The organism is Streptomyces sp. NPDC045026 (assembly GCF_056432625.1).
In genome coordinates, this window is record NZ_JBWKIS010000014.1 from 25,843 (window position 1) to 43,839 (window position 17,997).

Annotated in this window: 18 protein-coding genes; 9 read left to right on the top strand and 9 right to left on the bottom strand. The window is 70.1% G+C overall.

Annotation, left to right across the window (positions count from 1 at the left end):
* Nucleotides 1–5 precede the first annotated feature (5 nt).
* The 5 genes from AC07EJ_RS26835 to AC07EJ_RS26855 are packed head-to-tail and all read left to right on the top strand — an operon-like array spanning nucleotide 6 to nucleotide 4,884.
* Nucleotides 6–218: a hypothetical protein gene (locus AC07EJ_RS26835; protein ID WP_478885259.1), complete on the top strand. Its 213-nt coding sequence runs from the start codon at nucleotides 6–8 to the stop codon at nucleotides 216–218.
* Nucleotides 218–649 (top strand): TadE family protein, encoded by a 432-nt coding sequence (locus tag AC07EJ_RS26840; RefSeq protein ID WP_478885072.1) that lies wholly within the window; start codon nucleotides 218–220, stop codon nucleotides 647–649. The genes AC07EJ_RS26835 and AC07EJ_RS26840 overlap by 1 nt, the downstream gene beginning before the upstream one ends.
* Nucleotides 625–1,098 (top strand): TadE family protein, encoded by a 474-nt coding sequence (locus AC07EJ_RS26845; RefSeq protein ID WP_478885073.1) that lies wholly within the window; start codon nucleotides 625–627, stop codon nucleotides 1,096–1,098. Before AC07EJ_RS26840 ends, AC07EJ_RS26845 begins: the two co-directional genes overlap by 25 nt.
* 2 nt (nucleotides 1,099–1,100) lie before the next feature.
* Nucleotides 1,101–1,556 (top strand): pilus assembly protein TadG-related protein, encoded by a 456-nt coding sequence (locus AC07EJ_RS26850; RefSeq protein WP_478885074.1) that lies wholly within the window; start codon nucleotides 1,101–1,103, stop codon nucleotides 1,554–1,556.
* A 1-nt stretch (nucleotide 1,557) separates the two neighbouring features.
* A complete protein-coding gene (locus AC07EJ_RS26855) occupies nucleotides 1,558–4,884 on the top strand; it encodes a LysM peptidoglycan-binding domain-containing protein (RefSeq protein WP_478885075.1) in 3,327 nt (1,108 codons plus the stop codon).
* Between the two features lie 182 nt (nucleotides 4,885–5,066).
* Here the strand turns inward: AC07EJ_RS26855 and AC07EJ_RS26860 are convergent, their stop codons facing one another.
* The 3 genes from AC07EJ_RS26860 to AC07EJ_RS26870 all read right to left on the bottom strand — a co-directional run bounded on the left by AC07EJ_RS26860 (nucleotide 5,067) and on the right by AC07EJ_RS26870 (nucleotide 7,603).
* Nucleotides 5,067–5,738 (bottom strand): hypothetical protein, encoded by a 672-nt coding sequence (locus tag AC07EJ_RS26860; RefSeq protein ID WP_478885076.1) that lies wholly within the window; start codon nucleotides 5,736–5,738, stop codon nucleotides 5,067–5,069.
* A 308-nt stretch (nucleotides 5,739–6,046) separates the two neighbouring features.
* A complete protein-coding gene (locus AC07EJ_RS26865; RefSeq protein ID WP_478885077.1) occupies nucleotides 6,047–7,192 on the bottom strand; it encodes a pentapeptide repeat-containing protein in 1,146 nt (381 codons plus the stop codon).
* Between the two features lie 141 nt (nucleotides 7,193–7,333).
* Nucleotides 7,334–7,603 (bottom strand): hypothetical protein, encoded by a 270-nt coding sequence (locus tag AC07EJ_RS26870; RefSeq protein ID WP_478885078.1) that lies wholly within the window; start codon nucleotides 7,601–7,603, stop codon nucleotides 7,334–7,336.
* A gap of 105 nt (nucleotides 7,604–7,708) precedes the next feature.
* Between AC07EJ_RS26870 and AC07EJ_RS26875 the strand changes: the two genes are divergently transcribed.
* Nucleotides 7,709–7,972 carry a nucleoside triphosphate pyrophosphohydrolase family protein gene (locus AC07EJ_RS26875; protein ID WP_478885079.1) on the top strand — a complete coding sequence of 88 codons (264 nt, stop codon included), beginning with the start codon at nucleotides 7,709–7,711 and terminating at the stop codon, nucleotides 7,970–7,972.
* Nucleotides 7,973–7,978: 6 nt separating this feature from the next.
* On the opposite strand, the gene AC07EJ_RS26880 is transcribed toward AC07EJ_RS26875, so the two are convergent.
* Nucleotides 7,979–9,337 (bottom strand): PT domain-containing protein, encoded by a 1,359-nt coding sequence (locus AC07EJ_RS26880; RefSeq protein ID WP_478885080.1) that lies wholly within the window; start codon nucleotides 9,335–9,337, stop codon nucleotides 7,979–7,981.
* 208 nt (nucleotides 9,338–9,545) lie between these two features.
* On the opposite strand from AC07EJ_RS26880, the gene AC07EJ_RS26885 reads away from it, so the two are divergent.
* A complete protein-coding gene (locus AC07EJ_RS26885) occupies nucleotides 9,546–9,800 on the top strand; it encodes a hypothetical protein (protein ID WP_478885081.1) in 255 nt (84 codons plus the stop codon).
* A 267-nt stretch (nucleotides 9,801–10,067) separates the two neighbouring features.
* Here AC07EJ_RS26885 and AC07EJ_RS26890 read toward each other — a convergent pair whose 3' ends face one another.
* The 4 genes from AC07EJ_RS26890 to tap all read right to left on the bottom strand — a co-directional run bounded on the left by AC07EJ_RS26890 (nucleotide 10,068) and on the right by tap (nucleotide 14,958).
* Nucleotides 10,068–10,235, bottom strand: a complete 168-nt coding sequence (locus AC07EJ_RS26890; protein WP_478885082.1) for a hypothetical protein — start codon at nucleotides 10,233–10,235, stop codon at nucleotides 10,068–10,070.
* Between the two features lie 208 nt (nucleotides 10,236–10,443).
* Nucleotides 10,444–11,427, bottom strand: coding sequence for a helix-turn-helix domain-containing protein (locus AC07EJ_RS26895; RefSeq protein WP_478885083.1), 984 nt, complete (start codon nucleotides 11,425–11,427; stop codon nucleotides 10,444–10,446).
* A 780-nt stretch (nucleotides 11,428–12,207) separates the two neighbouring features.
* On the bottom strand, nucleotides 12,208–12,765 hold the full coding sequence (tpg, locus tag AC07EJ_RS26900; protein ID WP_478885084.1) for a telomere-protecting terminal protein Tpg: 558 nt from the start codon (nucleotides 12,763–12,765) through the stop codon (nucleotides 12,208–12,210).
* Between the two features lie 3 nt (nucleotides 12,766–12,768).
* Nucleotides 12,769–14,958, bottom strand: coding sequence for a telomere-associated protein Tap (tap, locus tag AC07EJ_RS26905; RefSeq protein ID WP_478885085.1), 2,190 nt, complete (start codon nucleotides 14,956–14,958; stop codon nucleotides 12,769–12,771).
* 321 nt (nucleotides 14,959–15,279) lie between these two features.
* Here tap and AC07EJ_RS26910 point away from each other — a divergent pair, with 321 nt between their 5' ends.
* Nucleotides 15,280–15,681 carry a restriction system modified-DNA reader domain-containing protein gene (locus AC07EJ_RS26910; protein ID WP_478885086.1) on the top strand — a complete coding sequence of 134 codons (402 nt, stop codon included), beginning with the start codon at nucleotides 15,280–15,282 and terminating at the stop codon, nucleotides 15,679–15,681.
* Nucleotides 15,682–15,779: 98 nt separating this feature from the next.
* Nucleotides 15,780–17,603 carry a zeta toxin family protein gene (locus tag AC07EJ_RS26915; RefSeq protein WP_478885087.1) on the top strand — a complete coding sequence of 608 codons (1,824 nt, stop codon included), beginning with the start codon at nucleotides 15,780–15,782 and terminating at the stop codon, nucleotides 17,601–17,603.
* Here AC07EJ_RS26915 and AC07EJ_RS26920 read toward each other — a convergent pair.
* Entirely contained in the window at nucleotides 17,561–17,848 is a 288-nt protein-coding gene (locus tag AC07EJ_RS26920; protein WP_478885088.1) for a hypothetical protein, read from the bottom strand. The two genes, AC07EJ_RS26915 and AC07EJ_RS26920, sit on opposite strands and share 43 nt — an antisense overlap.
* Nucleotides 17,849–17,997 lie beyond the last annotated feature (149 nt).

Sequence of the window (17,997 nt, forward strand, 5' to 3'; positions counted from 1 at the left end):
ACACCGTGAAGCACACCGCCCGTTACTACTCCCGCCTCGCCGGCCGCCTCCAGTGGCTGCAGGCCCGCCTGGAAGAGGCGGCCCAGCGCCCCGACCGCGGCGACATCTCCATCACCACCGTCATCATCTGGGTGGCCTCCATCACCGGCGCTCTGTTGATCGCCGGGACCATCGCCCTGGTCATCTCGAAGTACAACGGCAAGCTGGCCGGCATCTGATGCCTTCCCGGGCACGGCTGACGGCCTGGTGGCACGGGCGACGGTTCCAGGACGACCGGGGCGACACCAGCATTCAGATGGCCATCGTCTTCCCGTTCGTCCTGCTGCTCACCGTCGCGGTCATCCAGGCGTCGATGTGGTTCTACGCCCGGGAGATCGCGCTCACCGCTGCCCGGGAGGGACTCAGCGCGGCCCGCTCCTATCAGGCGGGACCCGCCGAAGGCGCGGCACGTGCCCGCGACGTCCTGGACCGCACCGCGGGCGACAGCCTGATGTCGTCCAGCGTGTCCACCACCGGCAGCGGAGCCCAGCGCATCCGTATCGAAGTGTCCGGGACGGCCCAGTCGATGCTGCCGGGCGTGCCCGGCCTGCGGATCACGCAGTCCGCGTCGGGAACAGTGGAGCGTTGGACGAAGCCGGGGGCGCCGTGAACTCGCTGATTTCCAGGATCCGTTCAACCCAACTGGACCGGGGCAGCGCGGCCATCGAGGCCGCCATCATCCTGCCCTCTCTGCTCGTCTTTCTGTGCCTGGCCATCGCAGGCGGTCGGCTCGTCATGTCCGGCTCGAAGGTCGACGCCGCGGCGCAGGACGCGGCCCGTGAAGCCTCCATTCACCGCACTGCCGCCGCCGCCCAGGAAGCCGCCCGTGCCGCTGCCACCGAGTCCCTCGCCGACCAGGGCATCACGTGCGCGAGCAGCAGCGTGACCATCAACACCGCGGGCCTGTCCGTGCCCATCGGACAGGTGGCCACGGTGTCCGCGACGGTGAGCTGCACCGTCGACCTGTCCGACCTGCTGCTGCCCGGAGCTCCCGGCTCGCGAACCATGGAGTCGACAGCCACCTCGGTGGTGGACCAGTACCGGCAGAAGGGCGACTGACAATGAGACAGCAGCCGGCCCCCGCCTGGCAGAGAGCGGCCCTTGACGACCGTGGCGGCGTCACCGTCTTCGTGGCGGTCTGCGTGCTCGCGCTGCTCGGCATCATCGGACTGGCCGTGGACGGCGGCGGCAAGATGCGCGCCACCGAACGCGCCGACTTCGTCGCCACTGAAGCCGCCCGGGCCGGCGGCCAGGCCATCGACCCCGCACAAGCCGTGCCCGGCAAGACCCTCACCGTCGACCCCCAAGCCGCGCAGGCTGCCGCCCAGGCATACCTGCGCTCCGCGAACACCGCGGGCACCGCCACCGTCTCCGCCGACGGCAAGACCCTCACCGTCACCACTCAGGACAGCTACGCCACGAAGTTCCTGTCGGTCGCGGGCATCGGCTCCATGGCCGTGGCCGGGCATGGAAAGGCCACCCTCCTGCACGGCATCACCGCACCCGAAGGACCCTGACATGCCCAGCAATGCAGCCCCCAATGGCGCAGGCCGCACCATCGCCGCGGTGCTGCGCGCCCTCGCCAGCCTCGCCGTCCTGGCCACGGCCGTCGTGGGCCTGCCCCTCCTGCTGATCAAGGCCACACCCGTCGTATGGGACACCAGCCACGACGACCTGGCCCACCTGATCGACCGGCAGGACACCGGCGGCGCGTTCCTTCTCCTGCTGATCGCCGTCGCCTGGATCGGCTGGGCAACATTCGCGTTCTGCACGCTGCGCGAGATCCCCGCCCAACTCCGCGGCCGCGCTTGGAACGCCCCGCGCGGGCTCGGCTCATCCCAGCGCCTGGCCGCCGTACTCGTGGGCAGCATCCTGGTCCTGCTGCCCACCGGAACGGCCCTGGCCACACCCGCGACCGCCACCCCGGCCGCAACCGCCACCCACGTGCCCGCACAGACGCCGCACTCGCCCGAACCGCCGGCGCAGTCACCGTCCGCCGCGGCTCACGCGGCTGACGACGCTGCGCCGCATTACACGGTTCGCGAAGTCCGCCCTGCCGAGAGCCTGTGGAGCATCGCCGAGCGGGAACTCGGTGACGGCGAACGCTGGCGCGACATCGCCGCCTTGAACGACGGGCGGACCATGAGCGACGGAAGCGTCTTCCACGCCAGCACCTTCCTGCAACCTGGCTGGCAGCTCCGCATGCCCGACGCGTCGGCCTCTAGGACCAACGCTCCCGCCAGGCAGGGCGAGCACACGCGCAGCGTCACAGCCAAAGCGGGCGACACCCTGTGGGGGATCGCCGACAAGGAAATGGGCGACGGCGCGAAGTACCGCGAGATTTTCGACGCGAACAAGGGCGCCGAACAGCCCGGCGGCACCACGCTGACGGACCCCGATGACATCCGCGCCGGCCTGAAGCTCGACATCCCCCAGCCCACCGCGCCCCACACGCCGCCCGAAAAGGCGAAGCCGCACACCACGCCGCCCAGCGGGCCGGACGACAGCGCCGGCGCCGGCCAGGAGGCAGGCAAAGGCACCGGGACGGGCGGAGAGGAAACACGGCCTGCGCCGCATGAGTCAGCGCAGGAGACGGCGCCCCCGGCACCCGCCAAGACTCCGGAGCACGACAAGCCCCGGGAACAGGACCGCGGACAGCATGGCGCGGCGTCACACACGGCCGAGCCGAAGAAGCCGACCGCTGCCCCGTCCGTATCCGCTCAGCCGTCCAAGCCGGACGCGCCCGCAACAGCCCCGACGAACACCCCGCACGACGCCACCACTGGCGCTGATGAGACGGACGAATCCCCCGTCGGCGTACAGCAGGTTGCCGGGATCGGCATGCTGCTGGCGGGCTCCCTGGTCGCCTCCGTGGGCATCAAGCGCCTGCTGCAGCGACGCCGTAGGCGCCCCGGGGAGACCATCGCGATCGCCGAGCAGCCGGCCCCCCTCGAGCAGGTCCTGGAGGCGAGCGCCGAACCGGGCAGTGTGGAACTGCTGGACACTGCGCTGCGCACCCTGAACCACTACGCCCAGCAGGAAGGCCGCGCCCTGCCGGCGATCCTCGGCGCCCGCATCACGCACCGCACCCTCGACCTGCTTCTCGACACGGACGCCGAGTCACAGGCCGCAGCCGACCCGGTCCAGCCCTTCATGCAGCACAAGCACAGCCCCAGCTGCTGGACCCTGGACCGCAGCCACGAGCTCCTGGACCACGACCAGGCCCGCGCGATCCCCGCCCCCTACCCGGGGCTGACCACCATCGGGACCGACCCCGACGGCAACCACCTCCTCCTCAACCTCCCCGCCGCCCGCGTGCTGCTCCTGGACGGCGAAAGCGACGCCGTACGCGACACCGCCCGCGCCATCGCGCTGGAAGCCGCCACCAGCACATGGAGCGACCGCGCCGAAATCCTCACCGTCGGCCTCGGCACCGAACTGGCCACCCGGCTCCCCCAGGGCCGCCTGCGCGCCGTACCGCACCTACGCGCCGCGCAAAGAGACCTCGGCGAACTGCTCCTGGAACACCACCAGAACGCCGACGAAGACGAGACCGCCCCTCTTCCGTGGCTGCTGATCTGCGCCGCCGACGCCGCCGCAGAAGACGCCCAACACCTCGCGGACGCCCTCGCCGCAGCCCGCAACCTGCCCCTCGCCCTGGTGCTCCCCGCCCGCAGCGCCCAGAAGGCCTTCCCCAATGCCGAACGGCTGACCGTCGGATCCTCGACACCGCAGCGCCTCGACCTGCTCGACACCGACGTACTCGTGCAGTCGATGACCGACGGCGAATACCAGGACCTCGTCGGCGTGTTGAACATTGCCGAAGAACCCGCCCGTCCCGCCGAAGGCCCCTGGCAGCTGGTCCCGGCCGTCACCCTCGACCAGCCCGGCCACTGGCCCGCCTCGCCCAGCGCCGTCCCGGACACACCCTTCGCCGCGCTGACCGCTACAACATCCCTGCGCATCATGCCGACCCCACAGCACGCCGGCGAAGACGACTTGGCCCACGGACCCGCCACCACGCCCGGTCCGGAACCTGTACCCGCACGCGCCGAACAGGCGCCCGCGCAAGCCGAGGAAGACGAAAGCGAAGCAACAGGGGCCGTCGACTTGCACGCCCCCGACATTCAGGTCCTCGGCCCTGTCACCGTTGCGGGCATCGAGGCCTCCGGGCACGGCTTCAAACTCGCCCTGCTCGCCGCCCTGCTGTACTTCAAGCCCGGGATCAGCAGCGACACCGCACGCGAGGCCATGGACCCACGCAAGCCCTGGTCCAAAGCAACGCTCCAGTCCCGCATCTCGGAACTGCGCAACCGCCTGGGCACCGACTCCGACGGAAACCTTTACCTGCCCCGGGACCGTACCGGCACCTACCGCCTCTCCCCCAAGGCGCGCTGCGACTGGACGCGGTTCACCCAGCTCGCCGAACGCGGGCTCGCCAAGGGCCCGGAGGCCGGGGCCGGCATCACGGACCTGGAAGCGGCACTCGACCTCGTGCGCGGCCGCCCATTCGGCGGCGCCGACCTGGCCTGGGCCGCCGCCCGCATCCAGGAAATGCTCGTCCGCATCACCGACGTCGCCCACACACTCGCGACCTGGCACCGCACTGCACCGCGCCCAGACCTCACAGCCGCCCGCCGCGCCGTCACGCGCGGTCTCGACATCGACGACAGCGCTGAAATCCTGTACCAGGACTGGATGCTGATCGAGGACCAGGCAGGCAACCGCGCCGGAGTCAGCGCCGCGTACGAAACCCTCCGCGGCGTCAACCAACGCCTCGAGATCGGGATGGAAGGCGAGACCGAGAAAGTCTTCGACACCATCATGAGCCGGACCGCGTCCTGAGCGCGGCTGTAAGACCCGCAACTTCCTGACACTGAAGGCGGATCGGTGACAACGGATTGGCGAACGTAGGCCGTGCCGACCCAGTTGCTCGCGAGGATATGCATCTCGACAAGGCCATCGGCCACGATGTGCTGCAGCTGCTGCTCGGTGGTGCCGCACGCGCCACCGAGCAGCGTGGACCGCTACGCCGTCGTACCCGGGGATGCCTGCAACGTGCCACCCAGGTGGGACGGAGACTTGGCCCGCATCTCTGCGGCCACGGCATACGCTGCCCAGTCGGCTCCGTGATTGCTCTCCCACCCGCCCGCGTGCGTGCTGTTCACCGGCGCGCCCACATCGCCCACGTGTATGCAGATGCGTATGGCCAGGCGCTCAGCGGCCTTGAACAGCGTTGCGGGTTGGGCGCGGATGTCGGTCAGCCATGTGCGCGCGATCTCGGCACCGTCAGGCCTTATCCGCCCGTCGACCCAGCTCAGATCGGCCGCCATCAGCTCCACGTTGCCGATCACGGGCACGCCCTGCCGACGGTACATCGCCATGCCGTGACCGTGATCAGAGTCCTCTCCGATGAAACCTGTTTCCCTGTTCACCCTGCCGATGACGCCGCTCGCGCTCTCACCAACGCCGTTATAGAGGATGGGTCGGTCCAGCAGATTGTCTGAGAGTGTTACGTGTGCGCACCCGCACTGGCAGAACGCGCCCCGGCCGTCCACCCACGCGTACAGGCCGTGCTCGTCTTTCAGCGCCGACCCCGGCACTGGCGTGGGCATCCATCGGATGCCCAGCAACGCCATGGCCTTGGAGACGGTCCGAGGTGTGGTCAGGTTGAGCGTTACCGGTGCGGTCAGTGTCATGCGATGGCCACCCTTCCGACTCAATGGGCTCGCTCGTGTTGTGCGGCCGGGAAGCATTAAGCCACACCGGTACGACAAGCCAACTCCTCACGCGACCGGACTCCGCACGGCACGCACCGTGGGGTGCGGAGGGCCGTAGGTACGGAACACCAGGCCGTTCGTTCGAAGTGAGCTGAACACCCCTGTTGAACACCGGAAGTCGACTCCGTCCAGGCGTGTCGACGTCAGGGCGCCGCTGTCTAACAACCGATCGATTGTTGGACGGCGACGACCACCACGAAGGCGGAGCCGAGTGGTGCGACGGTTGTCTAGGCACCCGCCGGTACTGGCAGAGGGCCCCAGTCAAACGCGGTACCGCTGAACACGGCGGCGGGGAAGGGAGCGGTGCCGTCGCCGAAGCTAACGGGGCTGCCGCTGAACGTCGCGCCGCGAAAGCGGACGGTGCCGCCGGTGAACGCCGCGGCGTCGAAGCTGACGGGGCTGCCGTTGAACGTCGCGTGGCCAAAGCTGACGGTGCTGTAGCTGAACGTCGCGCGGCCAAAGCTGACGGTGCTGTAGCTGAACGTCGCGACGTCGAAGCGGACGGTGCCACCGCTGAACGCCGCGGCATCGAAGCGGACGGTGGGGCTGCTGTAATCCGCGCCCAAGCGGACGGTGGGGCCGGTGAACGCCGCGTGGGCGAAGGTGACGGTGCCACCGCTGAATGTCGCGTGGGCGAAGGTGACGGTGGGGCCGGTGAACGTCGTGCCGTGGAAGGTGACGGTGCCGCCGGTGAACGTCGCGTGGGCGAAGGTGACGGTGCCACCGCTGAACGTCGTGCCGTTGAAGTTGACGGTGCCGCCGCTGAATGTCGCGTCCCGGAAGATGGCCGTTCCTCGAAAGTGGCTGGTTGTGAAGTCGCCGCCGTCGAAGACCGCGCCGGTGAAGTTGAAGTCATGCAAGCACCAGGCGGTAGCCGTGTCCGGCTCCTGTAGGTGGTCGCGGATGACTCGGATGATCGTGTGGCGGACCTCGCGTTCCCCTTCTTTGTGGCCGGGCAACGAGGAGTCGGGTTCGTAGGGCATGCGGAGGTAGGCGCACAGGACGTCGACGCAGACCTGGCGTTGTTCTTCCCAGTCGTCGGCGAGGCGGGCGAGGGCGTAGACGCCGGCGAGGCGGACCGCGGCTTGGTCGTGGCCGAGCTGTTCGGCGGCGGTGGTGTACCGCTCGGCGAGCTGGCTTGCGTCCGCGCGGTGTGCGTCGCCCTCGGCGAGGCGCTGTTTGCGGTAGGCGTAGAGACCGGCGAGGACGGCACCGATCAGGGTCAGTGCCGTCACGGTCGCCTTGAGGACGTCGTTGATGTTGACCGGCTTGGGCGGCTTCTGGTCGGCGGCTGCCTGAGCGAAGTGGTCGTAGGCGTAGTGGTAGATGACCCAGCCGAGGGCGCCAGCGGCGATCAGCGCCACGAGTGCCACGAACCAGACGGGCCAGAGGTTCGGTGTGTACCGGCCCCGGGGGGGCCTCGCGCTTGCGCCGGAGTGAGAGTGCCACGTCAGGAGCATGGAGCCCGCCCGCTGTCCGGGACAGCGACTTGACGAAAGACGCCGAGGAGCTGTTCAGCCGACGGGGAATCCCATGGCCGCACGGAGCAGTCGGGCTGTCTCCTCTGCGGTCGCACGTGTCTCATCGTCGGCTCCGCTGGACCCGAGTTCGTCGAGGAGGAGCGCGGCTGCCTGCAAGACGCCCAGTTGTACCGGGACAGTCTGCAGCGCGGCGAGCGCGGCCGCGGCCTGCCCGGCGGCCGACACCTCGGTGCCCGACTGAGGGATGAGCGCGGCGACACCGCGGCCGAGTTGACGTGGGTGGAGCGGAGGCAGTTTGTGCACCCGCCAATTCTCCTGCTCCTCCGCTGTCTTGCTGCACCGGGTTGTCGCCGTGCTGTCCGAGCATGGTCGCCCCTGACCGGCTTTCGGCATGAGGCCGGTCACACGATGCGCGGCGCGGGCCCACATGGCCCGGAGTTCCTGCTCGGCTTCGTCGGGGACGTGGGCGACCTCGCGAAGCTCGTCATGGCCGAGGAGGGCGCCCGCCCGCCCCGGCGGCGGGCGCGCGGCGCGCTGGAGCATGAGCTGGCCGGCTGTCTGTGGTCCGTCCTGAACCTCGCCCACCGTTACGGCGTCGACCTCGACCACGCCTTCCGGCGGGCCTTGGAGGACCTCAAAAGCTCGATCCTCGCTCAACTGCCCGCTGGATAAGGCCGGTCAGTCGACGATGTACCACTCGTCCTTCATGTACTCCATGGTGGAGTCGCCGAGGTCGCTCTCGGAGAACGTCACGGAGGACCTGATCGACTCGGTCGGCATCTCGAACCTGTCGGGCGTCAGCTCGACGACGCGCTGCGGGTCGACGGTCGCGGTCTGCAGAGCCTTCTTCTGCGCCGGAGAGATCATCTGGAACGTGATGACGAACGTCTTCTTGCACGGACCGAACCCTTGGTCTTCGGCCTGCTTCGCCGCGGGCCCGGCCACCTCGCAGACCGTGTCGATGTCCTCCCGGCCCACGGCGTGGAGGAACTGCTCGTAACGCTTGATCGCCCCCTCCTTCGTCTTGGGCGCGGGCTGCTCCCCCGGTGGATCCGCCGGTGGATCCGCCGGCGGCTTGTCAGCACCCCCGCACGGTTGGTCGGTGAATACGCCTGGCAGCTGACGCTTGGGGTACGGGCCCATCGGTCCGTTGAACCCGTCCACGTGTTCCTGCGCCCCCCACCACCCCGCGTACCCCCACCAGGGCTCACGGTCGACGGGGCGGACGTTGTCCCACGTGCGCCACTCGACGCCGTCCTCCGACGTCCGGTCGAACGTGGGGGGCACCTGGTGGTATCCAGGAGTCGGGTAGGAACCGTGTGAGCCAAGCGCCGAGTACACCCTGGGATGCCCGTCGCTCGGGTTCAGGTCCGACCACTTCACGCTGCACGGATTGCCGCCGTGCTTCGCGAACGTCACAGCCTCCGGCTTGCCGTTGCGCAACTGGACCGCGACGCGCTCCCAGTCGCCCTCGTGCCTGTTGCCCGCAGTCAGCTTGTTGTAGGGGTAGAAGAACCAGTACACGTACGCCGTGCGCGCCGGGTCGCTCTTGTGCTTGTGGTACTCCCAATAGGCGGGCGCGCCGGGGCCCTCCCCCTTGCGAACCTCCTCGGGCGGGTCGAGATAGAAGCCGGCGCCGACATCGGTCGTGGCGCGCTTCCGTTCCGCGTGCCCGGGGCAGCTCACCGGCGTTGACGACGGTTTCCCCAGCTCGACATCCTGGTGTCGGTAAGGCTCGGTGGCACGCAGGCCCAATCGCCGTGGGTCGACCGGATCAGCCACCGGCTCCTCGCCACGGCAAAAGCCGTCGTGGTCGAAGCGCAGCACCGACCGCTCGATGAAACGCGTCGCGTCCATCGGCATCAGCGACTCCTTCTTATGGAGCCGCACCAGCGGCGCGAACTGAGCCGCCGCGGCCGCGGACGCCCCCGAAGGCTCCGCGCCCGTGTACTCCTTCGGTTTCTCCGGACCGCACGCGACCAAAGCCAAGGAGGCCGACACCGCCACGCTCACCATCGCCCGCACCCGAACGCTCACCGGTACCCCTTCGGTCGCAACCCACCAGCCGACAACACGTCAGGACCTCACGCAGAATTCGGCAGAACGGTTCCCTCGAGCGGAGCGTGGACGACCTCGACAGCTTGATCAGCGCCCAACTGCCGGCGGAAGGGGGCGCCGCTCGGTGTACGGGCGGCTCGGCTGCATGCGGACATCGCCGAGTTCGGGGCGGGTGAGGAGGTCCCATGTGGCGTATGAGGCGGGGAGCACAGCGGCGCTGTGGGTCGCTGACATGGCCGAGGCCAACCGGCGTGCCCAGATCAGCCTGTACGACGTGGTCGAGCGGGCCCTCGCCGAAGGCGAGACGTTCGAGATCCTTGCTGCCGAAGCCCACCTGTCGCCCGAGTATCTGCGCGCGGCGTACGAGCAGTTCAACCGCGAGATGTGGGCCGAGGCCGGCCCGGACGAGGATGGCCTGGAGCCGTGGCGCGTACTGGGCTAAGGCTGAAGCGCCGCATCACGAAGCGGGCCCCGGTCGCGCGCACACGCGACCGGGGCCAGGAAACGAGGACGGGCAGCGCGCCCGGGGGCGGCGCCCGCTCCGGTCCTTACGGTGTGTACCGGCCCCGGGGGGCCTCGCGCTTGCGCCGGAGTGAGACTGCCACGTCAGGAGCATGGAGCCCGCCCGCTGTCTGGGACAGCGACTTGACGAAAGACGCCGCGGGCGCCGGCCGAGCTGGAGCCCGGCCGAGGCCCGCGGATATCCGGGTCACAGCCGCAGGAAGAGGTACACCGCAGCCCACACGGCCAGGCCGACGCCGAGGGCGGGGACGAGGGTGGGCGCCTGCACGGTGACCACCACGGCGAGAGCGGAGCCGAACGCGGCGACGGCGAGGGCCGTCCGGTCGGTGGGCGGCGGGGTGGGCGAGGACGGCATCGGAAGGCCTCCGGGTCAGTCGGTTAGCCCGCCGGTCGGCGAGCCGCACCGACCTTGGAGGAGCGGGCAGTTAGCCCCGCAAGCCCTCCCGCCTGCTTTCCGTATGAGGCCGGTCAGGTGCGAGCCCGCCCGGGGCGAACACAGTGAGACCCAGCCCCTACTGCTCTCTCTGCCTTCGACATCGCCCCCTTGGTGGGCGTCGGCGTCGTCACGGTCCTGCACCTCCTGGTGCGATCGGGTAGGGGACGGCCGTGGCCGGGCCTGGTCGTCGGCCACGCCGCTGCCGCGGGGTCTTGATGGTGAAGACGTGGCTGTAGTCCGCCGCGCGTTCGGCTGCTCGGGTTGCTCCCGGACTGCGGCGCGGAAGTGCCCCGCGGGACCTTGCGGCCAGCTTCTGCTGCGCGACAACGACCGAGTTGGCTCCGAACAGTGCTGCGTCTTCGAGGTCTCGGCGTGCGAAAGGAACGGGGCGCTGCCCTGCCGGAACGAGCGGAGCCGTGTAGGTGGGGATCATGGCCTCGAGTTGCTCGAGGGCGGCCAGGGCGAGCTGCGTAGTCGCGTGAACGTCGCGAGGAGTGACTTCCCAACTCGGAGAGTCGTAGATAGCTGCGAGTTCACGCCCAGCCCGTCGGTCGCGCCATACACGGTTCCAGGTTTGGCTCCAGGCGTCGCGCTCCTCCTTGGGCACGTCGCAGACACGGAGGAAGGCGTTGAGCTGGGCGAGGGTCAGTACACCGCGGCCCATGAGCATGCGGCGGACTGTGGAGTGGGGGAGTTCGCCGAGCTGCCCCGCTCGCCGCTCCATCTCTGCGAGCGGCATGGCGCCAGCCCGGTAGTAGAGGCTGAGGAGGGCGGCGGTGAGATCGTCCCGGTCGTGGACACGGTCGGGACGCGGGATGTCGATGCGGCCTGTGCGCTCACGCTGTTCGGCGTACCGCGCGTCACGCCACATCCGGCGGGCGTGGGCCGGGGAAGCGCCGCAGGCCCGCGCGTAGGCCTCCACCACCGGCAGGCGGGGGATCCGCTCGCCGCTGGTGGCTCGAGCGAACGTCGATGCGGAGAACGACGAACAGGGACTGCTCGCGATGTCCTCGTGGGTGAGATCGGCTGCCAGGCGCTGATCTCGCAGCCACTGCGCGAGCATCCTGAGCTTGGCGTTCGGGGTGCTGATGGGTTGCTGGGGGCGTCCCATGCCACACCTACAGAGACGCGGGCGCCAGGGGCGCGCGACGGGCCAGGTGAGCGCCGACAAGTCCGGCGCCAGTCAGGACCTCGACGATGGTCAGGGCAGGCATCCCGGCCCACCCCAGAGCGGCGCCCAGCGCCGTGACCACGATGATGATGACGGTCTGCCCGAGGGTAGGGCGCCTGCGAGACCCGCTCGCGGTGCACGGATACTGCTCATGCGGGTAGGTCTTAACTACTCCTGAATTTCTCGGTGTTGGGGCGCGGAGCCTCAACGTCGCTATGGACTGCACGGTCAACTGGACGACGGCAATCGCCCGTTGGAGCAGAATCCTGGCACTACATCGGGGGTTCACCCGGGCGTTGTTGCACAGGCGACCCGCGCGGCCGCCCACCCTGACCGTGTGCACCTGGTGCATAAGGCTCTCTGACCTGCGGGCCCGGTGTTATCGGCGGGCTACGGTAGGCGGAGTTGTTGCAGAAGCGGCCCTCTCTTGCTTGCTGGGCGTACGCCTCGCCTGCGATGGTCGCCGCAGGTTCGTACGGCCCCCTTTACGGTGGGCGTACTCGTCTCGGCGCTATGGACTGCACACCCACACCGTCACAGATCACGAACCTCGCGGTGCTCCACGCGGCAACGTGGACCCGCTGTGCCGGAGCCGTCACCAGCGGCGGCTCCGGCACCGTCGTGCTCCGCCGGCCGATAGGCCGCCGCCGGCTGACCCGGAGACACGCAAGGGGCCCCGAACCGGCGCGCGGTTCGGGGCCCCTTGTCACGGGCGGGCGATCAAAGCTCGATGTCGAGCCGTTCTACGTCGGTGAATTCCACGCCGAGGCCGTGTGCCCGGGAGTTGTTCGCGCGGAAGTACATCTGCGCGAGGCCGTCGGCCGTAATCTGCTGGAGCTGCTGCTCGCCTGCGCCCTGCTCGTGGGCGGTGAACAGGCGGTCGGCGTACTCGGGCGGCAGGGCCTGCGTGATGTCGCGGATCCGGGCGTCGTCGGTCGTGCCCGCGGCGGCGGTGAACCCGAAGCGGGCGCGGGTGGAGACGACCAGGCCGTCCGTGGACGCCGCCTTCTTCCGGGCCTTCGCACGGATCTGCGGCTGCCACCGCTTCTTGACCTCACGCTCCAGACGGCCCCGCAGCTCCTGGCGGGGCCGCTTCAGCTTGCCCACGACATACCGCTCCACCGTGCGCTGAGAGATCCCGAGCGCCTGGGCGGCGGCCTTGGTGCCCTTGAGCTGCTTGACCAGGTACTTCATCTGCGCCTGGGCGCTCTGCGGGATACGGCGGGTGAACGCCCCCTCCAGCGCGCGGTCCAGGCTCTCCCCGAGCGAGTCGACCATCGGTTACTCCCCTTCTCCGGCGCTCTGGTCGGTCTTGATGAGGTTGGCGATGTTGAACACGACACCGCGCTCCTCGAACTGCTCTTCCGCCCACAGGACGGTCTGGGTGCCCTGGTGCTTGACCATCCCCGGCGAGATGCCGAGCCGGAACGTGCCCGGCACCGGCTTGCCCTCGGGCGTGTGCGGCAGGACGTCCAGCGGGGACGGGCCGGGCGAGGGGTAGACGATGGCGTCGGTGCCGATCGCGACCGGGTACAGGTCGGCGGCCGCCGTCTTCATCAGCTTGCGGTGCAGGCCGATCCGCTGGTTCGCCAGCACGGCGGCCCGGATGTCGGGGCGCCACGTCTCGCGCTTGAGCGCCGGGTACTCCTCGTAGTACGGCACCTGGCCCCGGCTGCGCTGGCGCAGCTTGCCGATGCCGCCCTTCGCTGTCGCCTTGATCGCGGTCGCCAGCAGCGCCATCGTCGGGTCGGTCTGCTTGGAGTGGGCCATCGCTTCCAGGAACTCCTGGCCGCCCATGCTGGTGGTGACGCCGAGGTCGGCCATGGTCGCGATGTAGGCGTCGCGCAGCCGCTTGTACCAGCCGTCCAGGTAGCGGCCGGTCTGGGTGCGGACGTACGCCTCGGTCGGCGTGACCTCGAAGCCGAGCTCCACCGCGTAGGCGACGGTGGGCGTGGCGTACCAGGCCGGCCCCTCGGGCCGGTCGCCCTTCGGCGTGAACGGCGAGGGCAGCCGGTCGCCGTCGACGGTGCGGCCGTTAATCTCCACGCGGGACAGGTCCACGTGGCTCAGGTCGACCAGCCACGAGCCGGGCAGCGACGAGTCGAACTTCGGGTTGGCGGTCAGGTGGGTCGGTCCGTTCAGCCCGACCGTGAGCCCGTTCGCGGCCGCGGCGAACGACATGTTGATGTCGACCGTGACCAGGAACTGGTTCATGCACTCCTCATCGGTCAGCGGCCGGCACCAGTCGTAGGGCTCCTCCATCAGCATCTCTGCCGGGGTGCGCAGGTGGTGCCGGGCGAACTTCCCCTCAAGGATGGGGTGTTCGTCGGGAACCTCGCACTCCACCACGGGATACAGCGCGGTGAGCGCGTCGTCGTTGAAGGCTCGCTTGAACTCGCCGGTCGTCTGGTCTTTCTCCGCTCGGGTCGGCGGGCGCAGCGCGACCATCAGCTCCAGACCGGTCGTCGCGGTGGTGCCGCGCGGCGTCATCACCCGCTCCGCGTACAGGCCGAGGTAGCGGGCGAGGTCGGCCGGGTGCATCGTCGGCAGCTGCGGGTCGTCCTTCTTGTCCCACTCCCGGGCGTCCAGCGCGTTCCAGGGCAGGATGCACAGCTGGACACAGCGACGCCGGGAGCCCTCCGGCTCGCGGAAGACCCGGGCCCACGGCCCGAAGCCGCGCTGGGTGAGCTGGAGTCCGGCCTTGGTGATCTGCTTGACCACCTTGTGGCTGTCCGGAAGCCGGCTCGCCCGCCGCTCCTCCTCCGACAGGGCTGCGGGCAGGCCGTAGCGCTCCAGCGCGGCCGCGGTGAGGACGAGGATCGGGTCGGCGTCGCGGCCGTTGCGGTGCAGCCGGGCCTGCCCGAGCTTCGCCTCCGTCAGCGTCCAGTCGACCAGGGCCGGGATCGACTTGGCGGGCACGTCCAGGACCAGGCCACCGACGCAGTACGCCGAGACCTGCCCGTCCTCGCAGTCGATGACCGCGAGCGGACCGTTCTCGAAGCGCGGGTCGACGGCGGCGGCCGCCCTGGTCTTCTTCGCCACCGCCTTCTTCGCACCCGGGCGCCGCGACGACGCGGCCGCCGGCTTGGTGGTGCTGCTCGCCGCCGGGCGGGACGGCGGGACGGCAACGGGCGCGGAGGTCGGCTCCGAGGCCGGACCGGTGAACGATTCCGGGACCACCGGGGCCGGGGCGGCGGCGGGCTCGTCGGCGGCCGGGGCGGGGAACCGCTGGGCGAGGCCCTCCAGCAGCCGGGCGTACGCGGCACGCTTCGGCGGCCGCGGCTCCGTCTTGCCGGTCTCCCAGTTCCCCACGGCCTCACGTCGGGCGTCCAGCGCCGTGGCGATCTGCGCCTGACTCAGGCCGGCCGCCTCACGCAGACGCTTGCGCTCCGCAGGGACCGGCAGATCATCCTGCGCGACTCGCTCCAGCAGTGCATCGACGGCACTGAACAGCTCGTTCTCAGTGGACACAGAGGTCACCTCCAATAGACACCATACCGGATCGCGCATCGATTCGTGCATTGGATCGCTCGCAAATCGCGCAGTTAGTGAGAGTGCGGCACGCGGGCGGGTAAGCGGCGCAACGACTTTCCACAGCTCAGGGCTTGAGTGTGGGGGTGCCGCAGCTCTCTGTTACGCCGCGTATTACGCATGGGCGATTTCAGGGTGCGCCTGACTTCTAAGTTCTGCTTAGCCACTGACAAGTAGAGTTGACGCGAGCTGCTTGTGCTACTTAAAATGGAAGAAGAAGTAAGCGATAGGGCCTCCGGGCCACTGATGGCAGGAGACCGCATGGCCACGCTCAGCATCCACTTCGACCCCGCCGTCATCGCCCAGCTCACGAGCGCGAGTGGCGACGACACCATCCACGTCACCCTGTCTCTCGGTGGCGGATCCGCCACCACTACGGCCCCGCCGGTCATCCCCCACGGGCCGCTCGCCGCACTGATGCAGGCGGGAAGGCTCAAGGCCGGCAGCGTTCTCACCTTCACTCAGCGCCGCGCCAACCGGTCGGGCCGCGCTGTCGTGACCGCCGAGGGCCAGCTCATCGTCGACGGGCACTCCTCCCCGTTCCCCTCCCCGTCAAAGGCAGCGGAAGCCGTCACGGGGAACGTCATCAACGGCTGGACCCTGTGGCACACGGAGGACGGAATCACCCTGGACCAGCTGCGCCAGAAGCTGGACGCCGAGTAGAGGGTCTCTGGCCGTTGCGGCCCGCGGCGGCGTCGCGCGCGGGCCGGCACAGCACACCGGATCGGACAGAAGCGCTCGCACCCAGCCGGGAGACGTTGGTGGAGAAGTACGGCGAGCTGCTCGCCGAGGTGATCTTGCCGAAGCTGACGGCGGGCGCGGTCACGCAGGCGCGTCCGGTGGTGGTGTTCGTGGCGGGGCAGGCCGGCAGCGGTAAGACGCTCGTGATGGACCTGGTGCAGGCCGCCCTTGAACAGCGCGGCGGTGCGGTGCGGGTGGATCGGGACGCGTACAAGGCCGTTCACCCCGACTACGCCGATTTCCTGGCGGAGGACGTGCGGACGGCCGGGGTGCGGGTGCGGTCGGAGACCTACCGCTGGCAGGCCGAGGTCGAAGCCCGGGCCCGGGCGGCCCGGTACGACGTAGTGGCGGAGGAAGCCCTTGCTGACCCGGCCGGGTGGCTGTCTTCGGTGGCCGCGTACCGCGCTGCCGGCTACCGGATCGAGATCGTGGCCCTGGCCGTGCCCGAGGCCGTCTCGCAACTGGGTGTCCTGGACCGGTATCTACGCCTGGCCGAGGAGGGCCGGGCTCGGTACGTGGGATGGGACAACCACGACACCTGCGCGGCCGCACTGCCCGCTGTCCTCTCGGACATCGAGGCCGGGCGCCTGGCCGACCGGATCCTCGTCGTCCGTCGCGCCGGCGAAGTCCTGTACGCCAACGAGCTCACTCCCGAAGGCCACTGGCGTCAGCAGGTCGGCGCGCGCGAGGCACTGCTGACCGAGCGGTTACGCCCGTGGGGCGCGGCGGAGACGGGCGCCTTCCGCCGCCAGCTCGCCGACGCCGACCGGCGGGCGCACGATCCGCGGCTGTCCCAGGACTGGGCGCTGGCCGTACGGCGCGACGGCGAGCGCGCCGCCGCCCTGTCCGAGCCGCTGCGGCGTACCGCGCAGGCCCGGCGGCAGGCGCCCGGCGTCGACTACCACCGGCTCTCCGCCGAGGAACACCGCTGGATCTACGACGTGCTCATCGCCCCGGTGCTCCTGGATAACATCACGCCGCAGGAGCGCCCGGTCGCGGTGTACGTGATGGGCCAGCCCGGCTCCGGCAAGACCAGCCAGGCCCGGGTGCTGCGCCGGGCGCTGCGCGGGCGGCCTACCCGGATCAGCGGCGACGACTTCAAGCCGTACCACCCCGACTACTACAACCTGCTGCGCGAGGAGCCGCGTACGGCCGGCGAACGGATCCGGGCGGACTACCGGGCCTGGCAGGCCATGGCCGAGGCGTGCGTGCGCAAGCGGCGCGGGGACGTGACCATCGAGATCGCCCCAGGCAGCGCGGCCGCCTTCGTGGAGGGCGCGATGGCCTACCAGCGGGCGGGCTACCGCGTGGAACTGGTGGTCCTGGCCGTGCGGGCGGCGGACTCCCGTCAGGGCACCGCGGTGCGCTGCGCCGGCGTGAACCGGCTAGGCGGTCATGGTCGGTTCACCACCGCCTCCGGACACGACCACCACTTCGCGGTGCTCGCCGACGCGGTCGCCGCGGCCGAGCAGGTGCCGGTGGCCGACTCGGTCATGGTGTGGGGGCGCGACGGCACCGTCCTCTACCGCAACGACCGCACCCCTCAAGGCGCCTGGTCACGGCCTACGGGCGCGGCGGCTGCCCTGCTCGCCGAGCAGAACCGCCCCTACACAAACCGGGAAGCGGACCGGTTCTGGGCCATCCAGCGGCGCCTGCGGGCCGAGCTGCCGCACTACCGCCACGACGTGGAGCAGATCGCCCGCCTGGCACGGGCGCTGATGCCCGCCCACCTCCAGCCGCGCAGGCTTCCCGGGTCCACCGTCGTGGCCTCGCTCCCCCTGGCCCGCGAAGACCCCGACTGCTACGGGCCGGTGGCCTCCAGCTCCTTGAGCCGGGCCGCGTAACGTGCCATGACACGGGCGACCTCTGCAGGCTCGGCGTCCTCGAGCCGCGCCCGGTCCCGTACGCACTCCGCCTGATCAGTGATCAGCCGGTTGAGCCGCTCGGGGTCGGGGGTGGGTGAGCGGCGCTCAGCCAGCAGCTGCTGGCTGTACCAGGCGATTACCTGCGCCACGGCGTCGGCGGCGTCCTGGTAGGCGACCTCGTCGGCCGGCTCGGGGATGTTGGACGGGGGTACCGGATCGTGCACGGGAACCAACCTCTTCACGGGAAGACGACAAAAGGATCATTGTCGGCCGTGGCCGGTATTCCGTCCACTATCGGCATCCACCGGCCGCGCCCAACAGAGCGCCCGCCGCCGGGCACCGTGCGGCATAGATTGGGGCTCAGACGATCATC

Excerpts from the sequence above, each read along its gene's own strand:
- AC07EJ_RS26890 (WP_478885082.1), bottom strand. The coding sequence starts at position 10,235 with ATGCCGTCCTCGCCCACCCCGCCGCCCACCGACCGGACGGCCCTCGCC.
- AC07EJ_RS26910 (WP_478885086.1), top strand. The coding sequence starts at position 15,280 with ATGGCCACGCTCAGCATCCACTTCGACCCCGCCGTCATCGCCCAGCTC.
- AC07EJ_RS26855 (WP_478885075.1), top strand. The coding sequence starts at position 1,558 with ATGCCCAGCAATGCAGCCCCCAATGGCGCAGGCCGCACCATCGCCGCG.
- AC07EJ_RS26860 (WP_478885076.1), bottom strand. The coding sequence starts at position 5,738 with ATGACACTGACCGCACCGGTAACGCTCAACCTGACCACACCTCGGACC.
- AC07EJ_RS26875 (WP_478885079.1), top strand. The coding sequence starts at position 7,709 with ATGCGCGGCGCGGGCCCACATGGCCCGGAGTTCCTGCTCGGCTTCGTC.
- tpg (WP_478885084.1), bottom strand. The coding sequence starts at position 12,765 with ATGGTCGACTCGCTCGGGGAGAGCCTGGACCGCGCGCTGGAGGGGGCG.
- AC07EJ_RS26850 (WP_478885074.1), top strand. The coding sequence starts at position 1,101 with ATGAGACAGCAGCCGGCCCCCGCCTGGCAGAGAGCGGCCCTTGACGAC.
- AC07EJ_RS26895 (WP_478885083.1), bottom strand. The coding sequence starts at position 11,427 with ATGGGACGCCCCCAGCAACCCATCAGCACCCCGAACGCCAAGCTCAGG.
- AC07EJ_RS26840 (WP_478885072.1), top strand. The coding sequence starts at position 218 with ATGCCTTCCCGGGCACGGCTGACGGCCTGGTGGCACGGGCGACGGTTC.